Genomic DNA, 19,291 nt, shown 5'->3' with positions numbered 1-19,291 from the left:
TTAGTTAGTTGAAACTTACCCTGACAATATTCGCCGCAAGGAATCGTTCTTGCGGCCAAGAAGCTTGTTCACTGCCCCCCGAATGCTACGATTGTGGCGTCGCTACTGACGTTGCCGGGCAGGATGGGTTCATGAGAGCCAGTTTCGAGAAAATCCCCACCGAGGCCAATACCTCCTGGACCCTGCTCAACAGGCGCCTGCCGCAGGCGATCCCGTTTGAATGGCATCACCACCCCGAATACGAACTGACCCTCACCCTCAACAGTCGCGGGCACCGTTATATCAGCAACGATGTGGCACGCTACGATGATGGCGACCTGGTGCTGGTGGGCCCGAACGTTCCCCATAGCTGGTCGTCGGCCGAGACGATCGACCCGACCCAACCGCACATTGCCCTGGTCATCTGGTTTTCCGAGGCCTGGGCCGACTCGCTGGTCAAGCTGTTCCCGGAAATGGCATCGACCCGTGCCCTGCTCGCGGCCGCGCAACATGCACTGAGTTTCAGCGACGCCACCTCACGCGCACTGCGCCCGGTGATCGAGGCCATGGTCGAGCAAGACGCCTCCCAGCGCCTGATTTCCCTGCTGACCGTGCTCAATACCCTGTCGCGGGATGTCGCGGCGCAGCGTATTGCCGTGCAAGACACGCCTCACATCATTGAAGACGCGCGCATCCGTCGGGTCCTGGATTACCTGCACGGTCACTATGCACAGCCCCTGAGCATTCCTGGGTTGGCCCAAATGGCCTGCGTCAGCGTTTCCGCCTTCCACCGCATGTTCCGCAAACACACACGCTGCACGGCATTGGACTACATCGTGCGGCTGCGCATCGGGCACGCCTGCGCCCTGCTGATGCAAAGCAAGCTGGCCGTCAGCACCATCGCCGAACAGGTCGGCTACGCCTCCCAGGCCCTGTTCAACCGGCAATTCAAGGCACACAAAGGCATGACACCTTCAGACTTCCGTGGCCAGCATGGGCATCACTTCCAGTAGGGCATCACCAAGCTGATTCTTCTGCCGGGCCAGAAGCAAACGCCACAATCGTATTGCTCAACGCGCCAAATAAGGCTGCCGCCCAGGCCGTTCGGAGTGATTCCATACCTGCATGAATAATAAAAATGCAGGCCACCCCATGAACAACGCCCCATCCTTCGCCAGTGCCGAGCTACCCGACGACTACAAACGCAGCATCGTCGCCATGAAAAAGGCACTGCGCGCACAGATCGGCGACGTGCCTGCGCTGTTTGCCGAAGTCAGCGCCTTTATCGCCACGGAAATCGCCTCGATCAAGGCCCAACAAGCCCAGACCGGCTCCGCCTGGCCCGAACTCGACTTTGCCACCCTCGCCAACGGCCAGGTCACAGAAGCACAACGCGCCCTGATCAAGCGCCGAGGCTGCCTGGTGATCCGCAACCACTTCCCCAGGCAGCAGGTGCTGGGATGGGACAAGAGCCTGTTGGACTACCTGGACCACAACCAATTCGACGCGGTTTACCGTGGCCCTGCCGACAACTTCTTCGGCAACCTGGAGGCCTCGCGCCCGGAAATCTTCCCGATCTACTGGTCCCAGGCCCAGATGCAACTGCGCCAGCATGAGCGCATGGGCTGCGCCCAAGCCTTTTTGAACCGCCTGTGGACCATCGAGTCCCACGGTCGGCAGTGGTTCGACCCGGATACCAATGCCCTGTACCCGGACCGCGTGCGGCGGCGCCCGCCCGGCACCACGTCCAAGGGCCTGGGCCCGCACACCGACTCCGGGGCGCTGGAGCGCTGGCTGCACCCGGCCTACCTGAAGGTGTTCGAGAAAATCTACTGCAATGACTTCAAATCCTACGACCCCTGGGATGCCGCCCATCGCACCGAAGTCGATGAATATGCCTACCCAGGCACCAAATGCTCGGCCTTCCGCACCTTCCAGGGTTGGACCGCGCTGTGCGACATGACTGCCGACCAGGGCGTACTGCATACCTTGCCAATCCCCAAGGCCATGGCCTACCTGCTGCTGCGCCCGCTGCTGGATGATGTGCCCGAGGATGAACTGTGTGGCGTTGTGCCGGGCAAGGTACTGCCGATCCTGGAGCAGTGGCACCCGCTGCTGGTCCAGGGCATGACCCCGATCCCGGACGTGCAGGCCGGCGATTCGGTGTGGTGGCACTGCGATGTAGTCCATAGCGTCGCCCCCGTCGAAAACCAGCAGGGCTGGGGCAATGTGATGTACGTACCGGCTGCGCCCATGTGTCCGAAAAACCTGCGTTATGCCAGGGACGTGCTGCGGGCCTTTGAACAAGGCGCCTCGCCCGATGACTTCCCCCGCGAGGACTACGAAAAGCACTGGCGCGACCGCTTCATGACCTCGCAGTTGAACACCCTCGGCCGCAAAGGGCTGGGGCTGGAATAAGCACCCTCCTCTCACCACAAAAACAAAAAGGGCCACCCCCTATGAAAATCGTCAATCGCCTTGCCGTTGCCATCTCCCTCGCCAGCCTCTGCACCTTCAGCGCCCATGGCGCCGAGAGCAAGGGCCGCGTGGAAGTCGTGCATTACTGGACCTCGGGCGGGGAAGCCAAGTCTGTGGACGTGCTCAAGCAACTGATCGAAAAAGACGGCTTCACCTGGCAAAACAGCGCCGTCGCCGGTGGCGGGGGCGCAGCGGCCATGACCGTGCTCAAGACCCGCGCCGTGTCCGGCAACCCGCCCTCCGCCGCACAGCTCAAGGGCCCGGATATCCAGGAGTGGGGCAATCTGGGCTTGCTGACCAGCATCGATGACGTGGCCAAGGCCAATCAGTGGGATAACCGGCTGCCCCAGAGCATTGCTCAGCTCATGAAATATGATGGTCATTATGTTGCCGTACCGCTGAATATCCACCGTATCAACTGGCTCTGGACCAACCCCGCTGTGCTCAAGCAGGCTGGCGTGCCCCAGGCGCCGACCACCCTCGAAGAGCTGTATGCCGCCGGCGACAAACTCAAGGCCGCCGGTTTTATCGCGATCGCCCACGGCGGCCAACCCTGGCAGGACACCACGGTATTTGAGGGCCTGGTGCTGAGCCTCCTCGGTGCGGACGGCTTTAAAAAAGCCTTTATCGATCACGACGAAGCCACCTTCACCGGCCCCCAAATGACCGAAGTGTTTGTTGCGCTGCGCAAACTCAAGACCTACATGGACCCCAATGGTGCGGGCCAAGACTGGAACATGGAAACCGCCAAGGTCATCAAGGGCCAGGCCGGCATGCAGATCATGGGCGACTGGGCCAAGAGCGAATGGAGCGCGGCCGGCAAGCAAGCCGGTATCGATTATGAATGCGTGCCCTTCCCCGGTTCCCAAGGCCTCTATAGCTACACCATCGACTCCCTGGCGATGTTCAAGCTGTCCAGTAAAAACGACACGCCAGGCAACAATGCCGCGCGCGACGACCTGGCCAAGACCGCCCTGGAGCCGACATTTCAAACGGTATTCAATCAGAACAAAGGCTCCATCCCGGTGATCACCGGCCTGGACATGAGCCAGTTCGACAGTTGCGCCCAGGCCTCTGCCAAAGACTTTGCCGCAGCCGAGAAAGCCGGCACCCTGGCGCCGAGCATGGCGTTCAATATGTCGACCTCCCAGGCGGTGCAAGGGGCGGTATTTGATGTGGTCAGCCACTTTATGAGCGATAAAGACGCGGACCCGGCCAAGGCGGGGAAGCAGATGTTGGCCAGTATTCAGGCCGCAGCGCAGTAAGGCCCGGTGGCCCGTTCTTGCGCCAAGGGGCGCAAGAACGGCGGTGCCGAATTGACCTGCGGCCGCCCCCAGACCCGTGCCTTAAAAGCAGCGCCGACCGCCGGTCAAAAAAATCCGCACCGGGCAAACCCTTGCAAACCCGCACTCTGGCCGCAAGCGCCATCAAATTGGCCGCCCACCGAGACCATCCGCCGCAACACAAAGGCAAATTTTTCCCTATAATGCGCGGGTAAATCGGGCCTGCAATATCCCTTTACATGGGGGTAACGAGCCAAGCCTGAGACCCCGCAGGAGTACGACACTGTCGCTCCGCCCCTCAGGCTTCAAGCAGAGTACCCGTAGCCCTATTCCGTTTAGTGCCTGCGCGAGCTGTTGCAACAAACGATTCCTTAAAGATCCACCGCGGCCCCTGGGCCGTGTGAACACCCAACCATCCGGTTTCACACGGGCACCATTGGCCCTCACGCAGGAGACGACACGTCATGCTGAGCTGGGACGAATTCGACAAAGAAGAAGGCGAAGTCGCCGCTAAAGGCGCCAACGCCGGCCACGCCACCGAAGCCAACATGGACCGCCTCGACGGTGCCGGCGCCGCTGCCGCCCTCGAAGCCCGCGCCGTCACCGCCAATGACTCCGCCGCCATCGTGCGCGCCAAGGCCGCCCTGGACAAACTCGACATCGCCGAAGGCCTGGCCGAACTCGAAGGCGCCGCCGCCCGTGTCGCCGTTGACGAAAAGCGCATGATCAACTGCCGCGCCGACCTCAACCAACTCGTCCCCTTCAAATACGACTGGGCCTGGCAGAAATACCTCGACGGCTGCGCCAACCACTGGATGCCGCAAGAGGTCAACATGACCGCCGACATCGCCCTGTGGAAAAACCCCGAAGGCCTGACCGACGACGAACGCCGCATCGTCATGCGCAACCTGGGCTTCTTCTCCACCGCCGATTCCCTGGTGGCCAACAACCTGGTCCTGGCCGTGTACCGCCTGATCACCAACCCGGAGTGCCGCCAGTACATCCTGCGCCAGGCCTTTGAAGAGGCGATCCACACCCACGCCTACCAGTACTGCATCGAATCGCTGGCCATGGATGAAGGCGAGATCTTCAACATGTACCACGAGATCCCATCGGTCGCCAAAAAGGCCGCCTGGGGCCTGAAGTACACGCGCTCGATCTCCGACCCGAAGTTCGAGACCGGCACCGTCGACACCGACAAGGAACTGCTGCGCAACCTGGTCGCCTACTACTGCGTTCTGGAAGGCATCTTCTTCTATTGCGGCTTCACCCAGATCCTGTCCATGGGCCGTCGCAACAAAATGACCGGCGTGGCCGAGCAGTTCCAGTACATCCTGCGCGATGAGTCGATGCACCTGAACTTCGGCATCGACGTGATCAACCAGATCAAAATCGAAAACCCACACCTGTGGGATGCCGAGATGAAGGAAGAAGCGACCCAGATGATCCTGCAAGGGACCCAGCTGGAGATCGAATACGCCCGCGACACCATGCCGCGCGGCGTACTGGGCATGAACGCGGCGATGATGGAGGATTACCTCAAGTTCATCGCCAACCGTCGCCTGTCGCAGATCGGCTTGAAGGAAGAGTACCCAGGCACCACCAACCCGTTCCCGTGGATGAGCGAGATCATGGACTTGAAGAAAGAAAAGAACTTCTTTGAGACCCGGGTGATCGAGTATCAGACCGGTGGGGCGTTGAGCTGGGATTGATCGGCTAGACCTCGCTCTACCGCAAAGCCCTGAGGTCACACTCAGGGCTTTTTTTATGGCAAGCCTTTACGTCAAACAGTGCGTTTGAAGTAGAGGCTTGCCATTTCTTGAAGCATATCGCCCGTAGCCCCCTAACCCGCAAGGGTTCGGATCACATCACCAATGCTGTAGCCTTGTGCTCCGATTGCCATATTCTTCCAAAAAAACAATAGACAGGACCGAGGCCACCCCGTGACCCCAGACATGCTAGAAGCCGGCCCAGTGGGCGCCAAGGTACTTTCGGTGTTCGACTTCGACGGCACCCTGACCCGCCACGACAGTTTTGTGCCATTTCTCAAGTTTGCGTTCGGCAAGCAGGAATTCAACCGCAGGATGCTCAAGCTGGCACTGCCTGGCTTGCGCTTCCTGCTGCGCCGGATGAGCCGGGATGAGCTCAAGGCCCAGCTGATTCGCACCTTTATGACCGGGGTGGAGAAGGCCTGGGTGCAGCAGAAAGCCGAGGAATACTGCCGGACCTACTGGAACAAGCTGATGCGCCCTGCCGGCTTGCAGTCGGTGGCCGATGAGATTGGCTCCGGCGCCGAGGTAACCTTGTGCTCGGCTTCGCCGGCAATTGTGTTGCAACCTTTTGCCGATCGCCTGGGGATCAAGCTGATCGGCACCGAGCTTGAGGTGGTCGATGGGGTGCTGAGTGGGCGCCTCACGGGCAACAACTGCCGTTGTGAGAACAAGGTGCTGCGGCTTGAAGCGGTGTATGGCGACCTGGGTGATTACCGGCTCAGGGCCTGGGGTGACACGCGCGGGGATCGCGAATTGCTGGCAGCGGCACAGGATGCGCATTGGCGGCATTTTCATTCGGCCAAGCGGCGAGGCAAGCCGAAGCCATAAGCCCCTTGGAACCAGCCCTTTCAGACGCGTTGAAAGGGCTGCGCCTTGATAGCGGACATTTGTGCTACCTGCGCAACCCCGCTATTAATAGCGAATATCCCCACGGACCCGCCCCGATGAAATTCGACACTGCCTATTGCCTGAGCCTGGACGAAAAGCTGTCGATCTATGACGTGCGCGACCTGAATTTCGACGAAACCGCCGCCTTCGACTCCGACAAGGACAGTTTCCTGTGCCCCAACGATGACTGCCGTGCGGCGTTTGCGGCGGGCAATGTGCTGGGTACGTTCAATGCGAAGAACGTCAACTACCTGCGTACCCCACATTTCAAGAACCTGCCCAGCACCCGGCATAGCGACGGCTGCCACTATGCCAGCCACAAAGCCGTGGCAGGAGAAACCGAGGATGGACGCGAGGAGCACTTCCCGTCGGAGTGGGTGCTGGCTCGGCGTCAGTACGAACGCAAGGCAGCCATCCACGGATCCACAGACGCTATCCCACAGGATCCGACGAAAGCACCTTCGATAATTTCCAATACTTCCCACAGCGCCAGCGAAACCACACCAGACAAGACCAGCGTCTTTGCCCACCCGGTGGAGTGCTATGTGTCCAACATCGACGACAAGGACAAGCTCAAGGGCATGCCGTTGAAGATCGGCGAACAGAGCGCGACCTATTGGACGTTTTTCAAGAAGATCCAATACCTGCAAGACAACAAGGGCTTGATCTACTGGGGCCGGATCAAGGCGATCAAGGACTACACCAGCAGCTTTCGCATCGACTTTGAAAAGAAGGTGTGGCTCGACAAGAAGCCCTACTCCGTCAACGTCTACCTGAACAAGAAGCTGATCGAGAACTACCGCAAGCGCAAGGCGTTCCTGGAGCAGATCAAGGCCGCCGTGGACAGTGAGCGGGCGCTGTATTGCTTCTTCTATGGTGTGACACCGGTGTTGAAACAGGTGCCGAGCAAGAAAAACCCCGAACAGACATTCGGGGTGTTCAGCGCCGATATCCAGAACCTGGACCACCTGCTTATCCGCGAGGCTCCGGGGCTGGAGGAGAAATGACCGCAAACGCCCGCCACTCGCGGGCCGGCCCTCCAGGAAATGCGCCAATTGATGAACGGTCAAAACAACTGTATAAAAACACAGTATAGTTTGCCCTCCCCCGTTGGATTCCTGGAGAACCCCATGTCCTCTCTGGCAGTGAGCACCACCGTAGATCAACAAATCGTCCTTCATCAGTTCACCCCACGGCACAGCGTCCAGGCCCGTGCGCTGTTGGGCTGGAGCCGGGAAGACCTGGCACGGCACGCCGGGGTGGCGGTTGACGCTATCCAGCGCTTTGAAAGCCATCATAAGGTGGATGACGCTATCTGCATTGCCCTGGCGTTTCGCCTGGAGCACGAAGGCCTGGTGTTTTTCCCGGGGTTCGCGCCGGCCTGGGGCATGAGCGGGCGACGCTCCTCAGCGCCACAGGCAGATGCCGAACCTGGCCACCGTAGCCTTATCGCACGGCTGATGGGCTCTACATCATCGAACACGCCTCACCCCAACGGCGCATAGGCCCACTGGCCACGCCACGGGTTCACCTCGCGGACATGCCGGCGCGTGCCTGCATCGCCTGTTGATAGACCCGTGCCAAGACCGACAACGAATCCCGTGCCCAACGGGCACCGTAGAACCAGAGCACGACCCTGGTGCCATGGAGTTCGTCGTTGAATATCTGGCATACGCCCGGGTATCCGGTTTTGCAGAAGCCGTGGAAGGCTGGGCTTTGGCCGTCTGACACCAACGCGTCGAGGCGATGTTCGCTCACTCGCTTATCGATCTCGTTGCCGGATGCCAGGCTGAACTGCTCTGGGGTATCCGGTAACTGCGCCACCACGGGTACCACGTCAGCGCCTGAGGCCCTGAGCACCTCCAAGGCCAGGAGAAATCCGTTGGAGTGCTCCACCGCTTCAAGCACACCATCGCGCAGGTACTCGTCAGCAAAACCGATGCGCCAATCAGCCAGGGCAGGACGAACCTTCAAGGCGTCGCTCTCCATGACGAGCGGGACTTCCGCCATGACCGGGCCCTCGGGGTCGAGGCCACTTAGGGCAATGAGCGATAACGACGGATCACGCACGGTCTTCATCATCGGCCCCGGGATATCGAACCTGGGGCCCTGGGCGACGACGAACTCAGCCGCAACAGGCGCTGCCGCGGGCTGGAACTCAATGCCACAGCGAGCCCCTGGCACAGAGCCCGCCGACGCGGCCGGGGCAGGCGGTACAAAGGTCGTTTTATCAAAAAGGTGAAGTACTGAATATATCCCCACTGGGCAGGGAATACAGGGTGGCAAGATGCTCCTACATTTTTCCTTCATCACGCCCCACTCCCAGGAAAAGATTTCCCAAGATCATCGCATCCTTTTCCAGCCAGTTCTCCAGGCCGCAATACCTTGAAAAGCCCTGTCTATAACAGTGCGTTACGAACACCTTCAGTTCACCAGCGGCTCCGTTGCCTGGGCCTCGACATCCAACCACCAGGCATGCCCGCGCTCAGGCGCAGCCAGGGTAAAAGCCTGGCCCATGGCAGGCGTGGTAATCGACACATTGCGCTCCCAGGCCAGGGCCATGATGCGATCAAACGGCTCATGCCAGGCATGGAAAGCCAGGTCGAAGGTGCCATTGTGGATCGGCAGCAACCAGCGCCCCTTCAGGTCGAGATGGGCCTGCAAGGTTTGTTCGGGCTGCATGTGCACATGGGGCCAGTCGACGTTGTAAGCACCGGTTTCCATCAGCGTCAGGTCAAACGGCCCATACTGCTCGCCAATACACTTGAAGCCATCGAAATAGCCAGTGTCCCCACTGAAAAAAATGCGCCGGGCGCCATCGATCATCACCCAGGAAGCCCACAGCGTCTGGTTGGCATCAAACAGGCCACGCCCGGAAAAGTGCTGGGCTGGGGTGGCGACAAAACGGATACCGTCCACTTCGGTGCCCTGCCACCAATCCAACTGCCGGACCTTGTCGGGCGCCACGCCCCATTTGATCAAGGTATCGCCGACGCCCAGTGGCGCAAGAAAATAGCGGGTCTTGGCGGCCAATTGCACAACGGCCTGACGGTCTAGATGGTCGTAATGGTTGTGCGACAGAATCACCGCCTCAATCGGCGGCAGTTCTTCCAGGCTGATAGGCGGCTGGTGGAAACGCTTGGGGCCGGCCCAACTCAAAGGCGAGGCACGTTCGGCGAACACTGGATCGGTCAGCCAGAACTTGCCGCGCATTTTCAGCAGGACAGTGGAATGCCCCAGCCGGTAGACACTGTGATCCGGGGCGCTCAGGAGCTGTTCGCGTGTCAGGTGCTGTACCGGAATGTCCCCCACGGGCCGGGTACTGCGCGGCTTGTGAAAGAGCATCTTCCAGAAGATCTGCAACGTTTTGCCCAAGCCCGCACGATTGACCGGGGCATGATTCTTGAAGTGACCTTGCTGCTCGGATGGCTTGAGCGCGGGGGACGAGGTGTCGACACGGGTAGAGATCGTGGCCATTACAGAGTGACTCCGGTACGTTCTGTTGATGCAGATCAACAATTACACTGCACAGTGTAGTTTCAAGATTGCAACAAAACCCGGACCAAGTAAACTACCGAGTGTAATTTTCTTCCCAGAGCCGAAAGCCCCATGATTGCACCTCAACGCCTCACCGACCGTAAACGCGAAGCCATCGTGGCAGCGGCCATTGCCGAGTTTCGCGACAACGGTTTCGAGGTCACCAGCATGGACAAGATCGCCGCCACCGCTGGCGTATCCAAGCGCACGGTGTACAACCACTTCCCCAGCAAGGAAGAGCTGTTCACCGAGATCCTGCATAAGTTATGGGCCAGCAGCGTGGCGCAACTGGATGTCAGCTACAGCAGCGAACAGCCCCTGCGCGACCAGTTGCGCGGGTTGCTGGAAGCGAAGATGAAAATGATGTCGGACACCAACTTCCTCGATCTGGCCCGGGTGGCGATTGCCGCGACCATCCATTCCCCGGAACGCGCCCAGGACATCGTCAATCGCCTGAAAGAACGCGAAGAAGGTTTCACCTTATGGGTGCGCGCAGCGCAGGAGGACGGGCGGCTCAAGCCAGTTGATCCATGCTTTGCCGCCCATCAGGTGCAAAGCCTGCTCAAGGCGTTCGCCTTCTGGCCACAAATCACCCTTGGCCAACCCACCCTGGACGCGACCACCCAGGCCAACGTCATCGAGTCGGCGATGGACCTGTTCCTGGCCGGCTACGAGATGGCCACCTGCCCTCGATAACCCCCTCTGTCGCCAATACGACACGGGCAGGTCGTTTTTGCCGCAATCCCTCAGAATTCCCGCGCAAATGGCCTGGAAGGACACTGATTATTCCTGCGTAAATAACTGACAATAATCGCCGGTCATCTGGCGTAAATGGCCTGTTGATAACGTACGCCTTCGCCACTTAAAAAAAGAAAAACCTGACGCAGGGATCTATGGAAAACCTTCGAGGCAAAGGGCTGTCGTTTGCCCGGCGCATTTATCGCCCACGCATTATCGGGCTGGGCCTTGGCAGCCTGTGTGTGTTTGCCGCCCTGTACCCGCTGGCCATGCCCGGCTGGATCTGGGGGCTATGGCTGTTCAACGCCTTTATCTGGCCACACCTGGCGTACCAGCTGTCGAGCCATTCGGCGTTTCCCTACAAAGCGGAGCGCCGTAACCTGCTCTATGACTCGCTTTCCGGTGGGTTCTGGGCCGCCGCCACGCAATTCACGCCGCTGACCGCCGTGACCATCCTCGCCATGATGACCCTGCATAATGTCGCGGCGGGCGGCAGGCAACTGATGTTTCAGGGCCTGCTCGCACAACTGGTGGGGGTGGGGCTGGCCTGGCTGGTGTTCGGTCCCTCGTTCAACCCCAATGTCGGCCTGATCCAGGTGTATGCCTGCCTGCCGATGTTGATCTTCTATCCCGCCACCGTTGGCATGGTTAGCTATCAATTGGCTATCAAACTCTCGGAACACAAGCGCGCCCTCAGTGCCTTGAGCCGCATCGACAGCCTGACCGGCTTGCTCAATCACGGCTCCTGGAAGGACCTGCTGCAACTGAAGTTCCACAAGTGCCAACAGCAACAGTCCCAGGCCACTATCGCACTGATCGATATCGACCACTTCAAGCAGATCAACGATGCCTATGGCCATATCGTCGGTGACCGGGTCTTACGGCAACTGAGTAAGGAATTGCAGCGCAACGTGCGGGAAAATGACCTGGCGGGCCGCTACGGTGGCGACGAGTTCTGCGTGATCCTGCCGGATGTGCCACTGGAACAGGCCAGTGATGTGATGGAGCGCCTGCGGGAAATATTCAGCCGCTACCGCGACCCGCAGGTTCCAGCGCTGCGAGTCAGCCTGAGCATTGGCCTGGCGGCCTACCAGGTGCAATTCACCCAGGCGCATATGTGGCTCAACGCCGCAGACCAGGCGCTGTACGCCGCCAAGGGCAACGGGCGCAACCGGGTGACGGTCGCCGAATCGCTGGTCGCCCGTTCCGCCTGAACGCCCCCGGACTCAACCCCCTCGGTTGCCCCGTGGAACTGTAGGAAGCGTCTAGGGAAGACGCAGAATGTGCTGGCCCAACTCGTCGAACAGGGTCACCACTGAACGCAGCGCCCGGCAGTCCGGACGCGTCAACAACCACAAGGCCGTGTCGTACCCTGCGAGCGCCGGCCCCAACGGCTGTAGTCCCTGACCCTCCCCCAACAGAAAGTCCGGTAGCGCCGCGACGCCCAGACCGGCGCGCACCAATTCGGTGGCAGACAGCATGCTATTGCACCGATAACGGGGCCTTACGCCGGGCAAATGCTCGCGACGCCAAACCACGGTGGGATGGTCGGGCAAAAAATCATCCGGGGCGATCCAGGCCAGGGTCGCCAAGTCTTGAGTCGCGTGTTGTTGTACGTAACCGGCACTGGCACAGACCCGATAGGACACCGTGCCCAAACGCCGTCCTACCAAGTGTTCCGGCGGCGTCCTAGTCAGGCGCAAGGCAATATCGGCGTCGCGGCGACTGAGGTTGGCGAAGTCATTGGACGTACTCAGCTCCAGGATCAGTGCAGGGTAAGCGGGCATGAACTGCGCCAAGGCCGGTAATAACAGGCCCTGCAACACTGAGTCGGTACAAGTCAGGCGCACTGTACCGCTGATCACTTCACCACCCTGCTCAACCCCCACACGTGCTGCTTGCAACGCCTGTTCGGCACGCTCGGCCTGCTGGGCCAAGGTAGTAGCCAAGCTGGTCGGCAAGTAACCGGCGCGGCTTTTTTCAAACAACGCCTGCCCCAGGGACGACTCAAGACGCCGTACGGCCCGAAACACCGTAGACACATCCACCCGCAGCAAGGCCGCCGCCCGCGCCAGGGTGCCGCCACGCACCAAGGCAAGGATCAGTGCTAGGTCGGGATAGTCGAGTTGATAGTGCGTGACTGCATTGAGCATATGGAAGAACGCCAATATTGATTGCGCAGACGCCAATCTATAATGCGCCCCTGGACTCGACAAGCCATTGGACCCACACCATGAACCGCACTGCTGCCCACCTCGCTTTGATCGGTAGTTACGACCTCCCCTATTACGCCGTGATCTTCACCTCCCAGCGCACCGATATCGACCAAGGCTACGAACAGGCCGCCGAACGCATGCTCGAACTGGCCCGCAAGCAACCGGGGTTTCTCGGTGTCGAATCGGCCCGCAGCGAAGATGGCCTGGGGATTACTGTGTCCTACTGGACCAGCGAGGCCGCCATCCTGGCCTGGAAACAACACGCCGAGCACAGCAGCGTGCGCGAACAGGGCCGGGCCACCTGGTATTCAGCCTTTCAGACACGGGTATGCAAGGTAGAGCGGGCTTACGCCTTCACCGCCCTGTAGGCACCGGCTTGAACTGGCGATCGGTGTGCCCCCGAGGGCCCCACCCTGCTCAACCCACCAGGCTACGCACCGCACTGATCTGCGGGATTTCCACCCGGCGCATATACACCCGCAGCGGCTCGGTGATGTTGATGCGGTCGTCGATGTTCTGGTCCAGCAGCAGTTGGATGTGCTCGCGGGACAGGGTCATGGCCTGGTCGGCCGCAGGCTGCCAGACGAACTCGCTGGTGGGGATGATGCCGTCGTCGGCGACGTCCATGCCGAACGAATCTTCGCTGAATCGCACGATGTATTGGCCGGTCTTGCGGTTCAGGCCGACAAAGCCGTTGAGTTGGTCGGCGGCCTGGCAGATGAGTTCCGATGTGATGCGCATGCTAAACCTCACTAAAAAATCCCACAGGGGAAGTGAACGATGGTTTACACGCGAGGCGGCGAAATAAGGCAATGGGCTTCCCTCTGACGGGGAGGCTCGGGCCAAGAATACTGCATAGCACGGCACAAAAGCGCAGAAAAATAGCGCATGCGCACGTTAATGTCGGTTTGGTGATAGCGCGTTTTGCAGGCAATTGTTAAAAAGGAACCCTTCTTGAAGTTACCTCCACGAAAGGACCTCGCACATGCCTGTTACGTTTACCCAGAGTGCCCTGCTGCTCGCTCTGATGATGGGCCTTGGCCACGCACAGGCGGCAAGCCCTATCAGCCCGGTTGAGCTGGCGACCAAGGAGGGCATTCCCCACCCGGCCGTGATCGCCCATCGGGGTGCGTCCTACGATGCGCCGGAGTCCACTGCCGCCGCCTACAAGGTGGCCCGCGACCTGGGTGCCGACTACCTGGAACTGGACCTGCAACGCAGCAAGGACGGCGTGCTGTTCGCCCTGCACGACAACAACCTGCAGCGCACCACCGATGTGGCCAGCAAGTTCCCCGAGCGCAAGGACAGCCCGGCCAACGAATTCACCTGGAAAGAGCTGCAAACCCTGGATGCCGGCAGTTGGTTCAATGCCGCCTACCCGGAGCGTGCGCGCCCGGGCTTCGTCGGCTTGAAAATCCTCAGCCTGGACGACATCATCAAGATCGCCGAAGGCAACCCCCAGCACAAACCCGGCCTGTACATCGAAACCAAGGAGCCCAAGCAGTTCCCGGGGATCGAAGCCGATCTGAAGGACAAGCTGCTGGACAAGGGCTGGCTGAGTTCCGTGGGTTCCAAGCTGGGCAAGAGCAATACGGGCGTCGGCCAGGGCAAGGGCCGCGTGGTGTTGCAGACGTTCGAGACGGCCAGCCTCAAGGAACTGCAGAAAGAAATGCCCAACACCCCGAAAATCCTGCTGTTGTGGGTCGGTGAAGGCAGCATCGAGCCCAAGTCCAAGGTGACCTTCGCCGAGTCCGGCGAACCGAGCAAGGCGGCCTACTATGCCAAGCAGGAACCCAAGGACGCTGCCGAGTTCGAGAAGTGGGTCGATGAAGCCAAGAGCCTGGGGGCGATTGGCACCGGCCCGTCCGCGCAATTGACGAACCTGGGCGACCAGAGCTATTCGGACCTGGTCAAGCCACAGATGAACCAACTGACCCACGACAAGGGCCTGCTGGTGCACGTGTATACCGTCGACGAGCCGGTGGATTTCCAGAAGGTCTTGAGCGCCGGGGTCGATGGCATCTTTACCAACCGCGCGGCCGAACTGCTGAAGTTCTACAAGCGCTGGCCGTCCTCCAGCGTGCAGGACCTGCTGCAGGACAACGGTTACTGAAATCCGCCCCAGAACAAAGGGGCGTGCAGCCAAGCATGTCCTACGCAATTAAGGGTGAATTAAGTTGCACTGGGTAATCTGATCCCACTTAAACAGCTCACCCCAAAGGACTCCACCATGAAAAACCTCACCGCTCTGTTCGCCGCTGCCGCCCTGACCCTGACCGCCGGCCTGGCCCAGGCCGATGTTCGCCCGGACTACATCGAAGGCCTGCTCAAATCGGGCAAAATCATGACCTTCGACAAACTCAACGCCGCGGCATTGGCCAAGCACGCCGGTGCTTCCATCCTCGACACCGAATTGGACGAGCAAGTAGGGGGTCGCCTGGTCTATGAAGTTGAAATGCGCGACACCAGCAACGTGAAATGGGACGTGAAACTCGACGCCAAGACCGGCGAAGTCCTGGAAAACAAGCAAGACACCTGAGTTGCCCCGGCAACACAACGCGCCGCCTTCGGGCGGCGCAGTTGTTTCTGGTCAGTCACTCAGGCGCGCCGTCACCTCATTGAGCTCAGTAGACAGCCCGCGCAGGTTATGACTGGCCGCTTCGGTGCGCTGCACATTGTCCAGGTTGGCCGTGGCCACCGTGGTGATTTGCGTGATGTTGCGCGAGATATCCTCGGCCACCGAGGTTTGCTCTTCGGCCGCCGTGGCAATCTGCCGGTTCATGTCGCGGATCGCCTCCACCGCCTGGGAGATCTGACTGAGCATCGCCCCGGCCTGGGTGACCTTTTCGACACTCTCATCACTGCATGACTGGCCGCTGATAATCGCCTCGGCGGCATCCACCGCCCCGGTCTGCACCGCCTGGATAATCTGGTTGATCTCGATGATCGACGCCGCCGTACGCTGCGCCAGGCTGCGTACTTCATCGGCCACCACCGCAAACCCCCGACCGGCCTCGCCCGCCCGCGCCGCCTCGATCGCCGCATTGAGGGCCAGCAGGTTGGTCTGTTCGGCGATGCCGCGAATCACTTCCAGCACCGTGCCGATGCGCACGCTGTCCGCTTCCAGGCGGCGGATGATGCCACCGGTGTTGAGGATCTCGTTGCGCATCTGGCCGATGGTGGCAATGGTCACTTGCATCACCTGGCCGCCTTCACGGGCCGACTGGTCAGCCTCATCCGCGGCCCGCGAGGCACTGGCGGCGTGGCGCGCGACTTCCTGGGCAGTGGCGGACATTTCGGTCATCGCCGTCGCCACCTGGTCGGTACGGCTGAACTGGTCCTGGGTGCCGGTCGCCATCTGCCCGGCAATCGAATTCAACTCGCCACTGGCCCCCACCAGGTCCTTGGCACTGCGCTGCAGGCGGCCGAAGGTTTCCGCCAGGAAGTCGCGCAGGGTATTGGCCGCTTCGGCCAAGCGCCCCAGTTCATCCTGGCGCTGGCTGGCAACGCGCTCGGCAAACCGGCCCTGGCTCAATTGGGCCACATAATTGATCAGCCCACGGATCGGCAGAATCAGGTTGCGGTTGAGCAACCACAGGCTGAACAGGCCGATCAGTACCCCGGACAGCACCATCACGGCCAAGCCCAGCATCACGGTACGCTCGGCGTAGGTGCTGATCGCCACCGATTGCAGTTTGCCCTGCTCATGCAACTGGGTGACCAGCGCACTCATCTGCTCGCTCACCGCGCGGTCCACACCCTTGACGGCATGGTCTCCAGCCGCAAAGTCAGCCCCGGCCGCCAGGTAAGCATCACGGCCCTTCTGGTAAGCGACGCCCAGCATCTGGTGTTCCTGGCGCAAGGTTTCGAGGCGACGGTTCAAGCCGGGGTCATCCTGGGTGTTGCTTACCAGGCGCGCCAGGATGCCTTGCACGTCTTGTTGCCGGTCCTGGAACTGCCCCCAGTATTTATCCAGGTCCTGGGGTTGCTTGCCACGCAGCAGGACGTTTTTCCATTCCTGGACCTGGACCTTGAATTGCAGGTTGGCTTCATCGAGCAACTGTGAGGTTTGCAACGGTCCGTCAAGCAAACTGCGATAACTCTGCACACCGCTGGAGAGAAAATGAAAACACGCCAAGGCAATCAACAGCATTGCCAGCAGGCTGCCACCGAGCAGCGACAGGATTTGTGCTCTCAAAGACTGTCGCAAAAAGCTCATAGGGGAAAGCCTCGAAACGGGGAAATGGGGACTGGCACCGCACGATCGCTATCGTCCACTACAGTGCTTATGCCTTGCATCGGCCGGGCCAGAGGCTTCTTGAGCCCTGCGGATGAACGGTCGACCAGATCGCCGCCTCATTGCTGTCGTCGGGCGTGGCCGGGACCATGGCGGTGGCTTGCAGATGAAGACCATCCGCAATCTGCTGATGGCCTGGGTGCTGACGTTGCCGGCGGCGATTGTACTGTCGGGCAGTCTGTATTGGCTGTTTACCCAACTCTTCTGAATCACCACATTTTGCTGTGTGTGATGGCTTAGCCTGCGAATAAGCTGGCCATCGCCTTGAGCCGCTTCTTGTACACCCGCCGCGCCTCCAGCGCCTCCTCCAACGTCACCGCAACAAACCCCGCCCGCTGGTTGGGCTGCATCTGCCCGATCAGGTCCAGGTCGGCGCTGATCACCGTGCCGATCATCGCGTAGCCGCCGCCCGATACGGCATCGCGGTGCAGCACGATCGGTTCCAGCCCGGCCGGCACCTGGATCGAGCCGATGGGGTAGCAGCTGTCGACAATGTTCGACGGATCGGAGCCTGCGCCAAACGGTTGCTCCCGTGGCTGGAAGCTCAGGGCACTACCGCCCTTGAAGCGGTAGCCGATGCGGTCGGCCTCGGAGCCCACGGTCCACGGCTCGGCGAAAAAGCTGCTTTTGGCACCCGCCGCCAGGCGTTCGTAATACAGCCCCGGCACCACACGCAAGGTCACGTCGCCGCCCACCGAACGGCGCAGGGCCATCGGCAAACTGTTGCCGGCACGGCCTTCGCGGCTGACCTCGCCGATGGGCAACAGATCGCCCTCCTGCAAGCGTCGCCCATGAAAGCCGCCCAGGGCACCGAGGGCGTAGGTGGAGCGACTGCCCAGCACCAGCGGCACATCGATCCCACCGGCCACCGCCAGGTAGGTGCGCGCACCGGCCACGGGGAACTCAAAGCGCAGGACCTGCCCGGCGCGCACCTGGAACGCGGTGTCCTGGTGCACCACGGCACCGTCCAGGCGCGGCGACATCAAGGCGCCACTTAGCGCCACCAGGGCGTCCTGTTGAAACTCCAACTGCGGGCCGATCAGCGTGCATTCCAACCCCGCCGCGCCCGCCGGGTTGCCCACCAGGTGGTTGGCCGCACTCAAGGCGTACTGGTCCAGGGCGCCGGACGGCGGGATCCCCAGGTGGTAATAGCCTTCGCGCCCCAGGTCCTGCACGGAGGTCGCCAGGCCAGGCTTGAGCACCTTGATCATACGAGCGCCTCCTGCAAGGTTTTCGGGTAACCGACCGGGTCGGCCAAAAAGTCGTCCAGACAGAACTCCACCGGGCGAATACGCAAGTCGAAACGCCCAGCTTCTACCTCGGCCACCGCCAGGTCGTAGGCATCCCGGTCGATGGGCTTGAACTGCACGATATCGCCGGGGCGGAAGAACACCATATGTTCCTTGAGGTAGGCCAACTGCTGGGCCGGGTCGTAGATCGGCGCCGGGGTCACGCCAAACATCTGGTAGCCACCGGCGCCGCGTACCGAGTAAATGCAGCCAAAACAGCCGCCATGACCGAGGGTCAGCTTCGGCGTGTCGGTGCGCGGGCGCAGGTATTTGGGCACCTGCAACTGGCGTTCGCGCTCGACCATCTGGAACATGAACGGCAGGCCGGCGACAAAGCCGACCATTGACACAAACCACGGCGCACCACTGTGGGCCGCGATAAACGCCTCGACATCCGCCAGGCCATTGATCCGTGCGGCGTACTCAAGGTCAGTGCCCGTCGGGTCCTGGTGTCGGTCGCGAAAGCGCATCAGGGTTTCATGGGTCCAGGGGTCGTTGTACAGCACCGGGATTTCGATGATCCGTGTGTGCAAGGTGCGCTCGGCCACGGCCTGGGCCTCGGCGCTTTGCACCGCGTCGAGCAGCGCATGGGGGGCGATCAGGTCCGGGTCGAAGCGGATCTGGAACGAGGCGTTGGCCAGGCAGATATCCAGCACGCCGGGCAGCGTCAGGCGCTGCACCGCACGGGTGACGGCCATGCCCTTGAAGAATGCTTCCAGGGACATGCTTTCGCTGACCTCGGCGAACAAATGCTCATCGGCGCCAAAGCTGTAGCGAATCGGGGATGTTTCAGCCATGTCTGTTCCTCTTGGAA

The 19,291-nt window shown here is 60.9% G+C and carries 19 protein-coding genes and 2 pseudogenes; 13 read left to right on the top strand and 8 right to left on the bottom strand.

Going from position 1 to position 19,291, the window contains the following annotated elements:
* Positions 1-131 precede the first annotated feature (131 nt).
* The 7 genes from AC07W7_RS20510 (at position 132) to AC07W7_RS20480 (ending at position 7,905) form a co-directional block, all read left to right on the top strand.
* Positions 132-992, top strand: coding sequence for a helix-turn-helix domain-containing protein (locus AC07W7_RS20510; RefSeq protein ID WP_495040017.1), 861 nt, complete (start codon positions 132-134; stop codon positions 990-992).
* 139 nt (positions 993-1,131) lie between these two features.
* Complete coding sequence (locus AC07W7_RS20505; RefSeq protein ID WP_495040016.1) at positions 1,132-2,397, top strand: DUF1479 domain-containing protein; 1,266 nt, start codon at positions 1,132-1,134, stop codon at positions 2,395-2,397.
* A gap of 41 nt (positions 2,398-2,438) precedes the next feature.
* Positions 2,439-3,722: an ABC transporter substrate-binding protein gene (locus AC07W7_RS20500; RefSeq protein ID WP_495040015.1), complete on the top strand. Its 1,284-nt coding sequence runs from the start codon at positions 2,439-2,441 to the stop codon at positions 3,720-3,722.
* Positions 3,723-4,204: 482 nt separating this feature from the next.
* A complete protein-coding gene (locus AC07W7_RS20495; protein WP_076962905.1) occupies positions 4,205-5,452 on the top strand; it encodes a ribonucleotide-diphosphate reductase subunit beta in 1,248 nt (415 codons plus the stop codon).
* Positions 5,453-5,695: 243 nt separating this feature from the next.
* Positions 5,696-6,340 carry an HAD family hydrolase gene (locus AC07W7_RS20490; protein WP_169867100.1) on the top strand — a complete coding sequence of 215 codons (645 nt, stop codon included), beginning with the start codon at positions 5,696-5,698 and terminating at the stop codon, positions 6,338-6,340.
* A gap of 116 nt (positions 6,341-6,456) precedes the next feature.
* Positions 6,457-7,407 carry a hypothetical protein gene (locus AC07W7_RS20485; RefSeq protein ID WP_495040014.1) on the top strand — a complete coding sequence of 317 codons (951 nt, stop codon included), beginning with the start codon at positions 6,457-6,459 and terminating at the stop codon, positions 7,405-7,407.
* Positions 7,408-7,530: 123 nt separating this feature from the next.
* Positions 7,531-7,905 (top strand): helix-turn-helix domain-containing protein, encoded by a 375-nt coding sequence (locus AC07W7_RS20480; RefSeq protein ID WP_495040013.1) that lies wholly within the window; start codon positions 7,531-7,533, stop codon positions 7,903-7,905.
* Positions 7,906-7,927: 22 nt separating this feature from the next.
* On the opposite strand, the gene AC07W7_RS20475 is transcribed toward AC07W7_RS20480, so the two are convergent.
* Together AC07W7_RS20475 and AC07W7_RS20470 are read right to left on the bottom strand one after the other, a co-directional pair.
* A complete protein-coding gene (locus AC07W7_RS20475) occupies positions 7,928-8,479 on the bottom strand; it encodes a hypothetical protein (RefSeq protein ID WP_236310179.1) in 552 nt (183 codons plus the stop codon).
* Between the two features lie 345 nt (positions 8,480-8,824).
* Positions 8,825-9,877 carry an MBL fold metallo-hydrolase gene (locus tag AC07W7_RS20470; protein ID WP_495040012.1) on the bottom strand — a complete coding sequence of 351 codons (1,053 nt, stop codon included), beginning with the start codon at positions 9,875-9,877 and terminating at the stop codon, positions 8,825-8,827.
* Positions 9,878-10,009: 132 nt separating this feature from the next.
* Here AC07W7_RS20470 and AC07W7_RS20465 point away from each other — a divergent pair, with 132 nt between their 5' ends.
* Together AC07W7_RS20465 and AC07W7_RS20460 are read left to right on the top strand one after the other, a co-directional pair.
* The gene (locus AC07W7_RS20465) at positions 10,010-10,633 is read left to right on the top strand and encodes a TetR/AcrR family transcriptional regulator (protein WP_076962910.1); all 624 of its coding nucleotides are present in this window, start codon (positions 10,010-10,012) and stop codon (positions 10,631-10,633) included.
* Between the two features lie 197 nt (positions 10,634-10,830).
* Positions 10,831-11,889: a diguanylate cyclase gene (locus AC07W7_RS20460; protein ID WP_099170224.1), complete on the top strand. Its 1,059-nt coding sequence runs from the start codon at positions 10,831-10,833 to the stop codon at positions 11,887-11,889.
* Between the two features lie 51 nt (positions 11,890-11,940).
* Here the strand turns inward: AC07W7_RS20460 and AC07W7_RS20455 are convergent, their stop codons facing one another.
* The gene (locus AC07W7_RS20455; RefSeq protein ID WP_197883569.1) at positions 11,941-12,828 is read right to left on the bottom strand and encodes a LysR family transcriptional regulator; all 888 of its coding nucleotides are present in this window, start codon (positions 12,826-12,828) and stop codon (positions 11,941-11,943) included.
* Between the two features lie 80 nt (positions 12,829-12,908).
* Between AC07W7_RS20455 and AC07W7_RS20450 the strand changes: the two genes are divergently transcribed.
* Positions 12,909-13,259 carry an antibiotic biosynthesis monooxygenase family protein gene (locus AC07W7_RS20450; RefSeq protein WP_495040011.1) on the top strand — a complete coding sequence of 117 codons (351 nt, stop codon included), beginning with the start codon at positions 12,909-12,911 and terminating at the stop codon, positions 13,257-13,259.
* A gap of 49 nt (positions 13,260-13,308) precedes the next feature.
* Here AC07W7_RS20450 and AC07W7_RS20445 read toward each other — a convergent pair whose 3' ends face one another.
* Positions 13,309-13,632: a DUF2025 family protein gene (locus AC07W7_RS20445; RefSeq protein ID WP_076962912.1), complete on the bottom strand. Its 324-nt coding sequence runs from the start codon at positions 13,630-13,632 to the stop codon at positions 13,309-13,311.
* Positions 13,633-13,876: 244 nt separating this feature from the next.
* Between AC07W7_RS20445 and AC07W7_RS20440 the strand changes: the two genes are divergently transcribed.
* A complete protein-coding gene (locus tag AC07W7_RS20440) occupies positions 13,877-15,004 on the top strand; it encodes a glycerophosphodiester phosphodiesterase (RefSeq protein WP_495040010.1) in 1,128 nt (375 codons plus the stop codon).
* A 117-nt stretch (positions 15,005-15,121) separates the two neighbouring features.
* A complete protein-coding gene (locus AC07W7_RS20435) occupies positions 15,122-15,430 on the top strand; it encodes a PepSY domain-containing protein (RefSeq protein ID WP_169902220.1) in 309 nt (102 codons plus the stop codon).
* A gap of 51 nt (positions 15,431-15,481) precedes the next feature.
* Here AC07W7_RS20435 and AC07W7_RS20430 read toward each other — a convergent pair whose 3' ends face one another.
* Positions 15,482-16,186: a methyl-accepting chemotaxis protein gene (locus tag AC07W7_RS20430; RefSeq protein ID WP_495040027.1), complete on the bottom strand. Its 705-nt coding sequence runs from the start codon at positions 16,184-16,186 to the stop codon at positions 15,482-15,484.
* Between the two features lie 228 nt (positions 16,187-16,414).
* Positions 16,415-16,525: pseudogene (locus AC07W7_RS20425) on the bottom strand (hypothetical protein); the annotation flags it as partial.
* Between the two features lie 725 nt (positions 16,526-17,250).
* Here AC07W7_RS20425 and AC07W7_RS20420 point away from each other — a divergent pair.
* Positions 17,251-17,396: pseudogene (locus AC07W7_RS20420) on the top strand (hypothetical protein); the annotation flags it as partial.
* Positions 17,397-17,424: 28 nt separating this feature from the next.
* Here the strand turns inward: AC07W7_RS20420 and AC07W7_RS20415 are convergent.
* Together AC07W7_RS20415 and AC07W7_RS20410 are read right to left on the bottom strand one after the other, a co-directional pair.
* A complete protein-coding gene (locus AC07W7_RS20415) occupies positions 17,425-18,399 on the bottom strand; it encodes a 5-oxoprolinase subunit C family protein (protein ID WP_169867094.1) in 975 nt (324 codons plus the stop codon).
* Complete coding sequence (locus AC07W7_RS20410) at positions 18,396-19,274, bottom strand: 5-oxoprolinase subunit B family protein (RefSeq protein ID WP_169867093.1); 879 nt, start codon at positions 19,272-19,274, stop codon at positions 18,396-18,398. The genes AC07W7_RS20415 and AC07W7_RS20410 overlap by 4 nt, the downstream gene beginning before the upstream one ends.
* Positions 19,275-19,291: the final 17 nt, after the last annotated feature.

This window comes from Pseudomonas sp. GW821-FHT01D09 (assembly GCF_059422465.1).
Note: the sequence above shows the minus strand (reverse complement) of the source record. Positions and strands in the feature narration are given on the sequence as shown.

Coding starts and splice junctions, on each gene's coding strand:
- AC07W7_RS20510 (WP_495040017.1), top strand. CDS start 132: ATGAGAGCCAGTTTCGAGAAAATCCCCACCGAGGCCAATACCTCCTGG.
- AC07W7_RS20505 (WP_495040016.1), top strand. CDS start 1,132: ATGAACAACGCCCCATCCTTCGCCAGTGCCGAGCTACCCGACGACTAC.
- AC07W7_RS20500 (WP_495040015.1), top strand. CDS start 2,439: ATGAAAATCGTCAATCGCCTTGCCGTTGCCATCTCCCTCGCCAGCCTC.
- AC07W7_RS20495 (WP_076962905.1), top strand. CDS start 4,205: ATGCTGAGCTGGGACGAATTCGACAAAGAAGAAGGCGAAGTCGCCGCT.
- AC07W7_RS20490 (WP_169867100.1), top strand. CDS start 5,696: ATGCTAGAAGCCGGCCCAGTGGGCGCCAAGGTACTTTCGGTGTTCGAC.
- AC07W7_RS20485 (WP_495040014.1), top strand. CDS start 6,457: ATGAAATTCGACACTGCCTATTGCCTGAGCCTGGACGAAAAGCTGTCG.
- AC07W7_RS20480 (WP_495040013.1), top strand. CDS start 7,531: ATGTCCTCTCTGGCAGTGAGCACCACCGTAGATCAACAAATCGTCCTT.
- AC07W7_RS20475 (WP_236310179.1), bottom strand. CDS start 8,479: ATGAAGACCGTGCGTGATCCGTCGTTATCGCTCATTGCCCTAAGTGGC.
- AC07W7_RS20470 (WP_495040012.1), bottom strand. CDS start 9,877: ATGGCCACGATCTCTACCCGTGTCGACACCTCGTCCCCCGCGCTCAAG.
- AC07W7_RS20465 (WP_076962910.1), top strand. CDS start 10,010: ATGATTGCACCTCAACGCCTCACCGACCGTAAACGCGAAGCCATCGTG.
- AC07W7_RS20460 (WP_099170224.1), top strand. CDS start 10,831: ATGGAAAACCTTCGAGGCAAAGGGCTGTCGTTTGCCCGGCGCATTTAT.
- AC07W7_RS20455 (WP_197883569.1), bottom strand. CDS start 12,828: ATGCTCAATGCAGTCACGCACTATCAACTCGACTATCCCGACCTAGCA.
- AC07W7_RS20450 (WP_495040011.1), top strand. CDS start 12,909: ATGAACCGCACTGCTGCCCACCTCGCTTTGATCGGTAGTTACGACCTC.
- AC07W7_RS20445 (WP_076962912.1), bottom strand. CDS start 13,632: ATGCGCATCACATCGGAACTCATCTGCCAGGCCGCCGACCAACTCAAC.
- AC07W7_RS20440 (WP_495040010.1), top strand. CDS start 13,877: ATGCCTGTTACGTTTACCCAGAGTGCCCTGCTGCTCGCTCTGATGATG.
- AC07W7_RS20435 (WP_169902220.1), top strand. CDS start 15,122: ATGAAAAACCTCACCGCTCTGTTCGCCGCTGCCGCCCTGACCCTGACC.
- AC07W7_RS20430 (WP_495040027.1), bottom strand. CDS start 16,186: ATGTCCGCCACTGCCCAGGAAGTCGCGCGCCACGCCGCCAGTGCCTCG.
- AC07W7_RS20415 (WP_169867094.1), bottom strand. CDS start 18,399: ATGATCAAGGTGCTCAAGCCTGGCCTGGCGACCTCCGTGCAGGACCTG.
- AC07W7_RS20410 (WP_169867093.1), bottom strand. CDS start 19,274: ATGGCTGAAACATCCCCGATTCGCTACAGCTTTGGCGCCGATGAGCAT.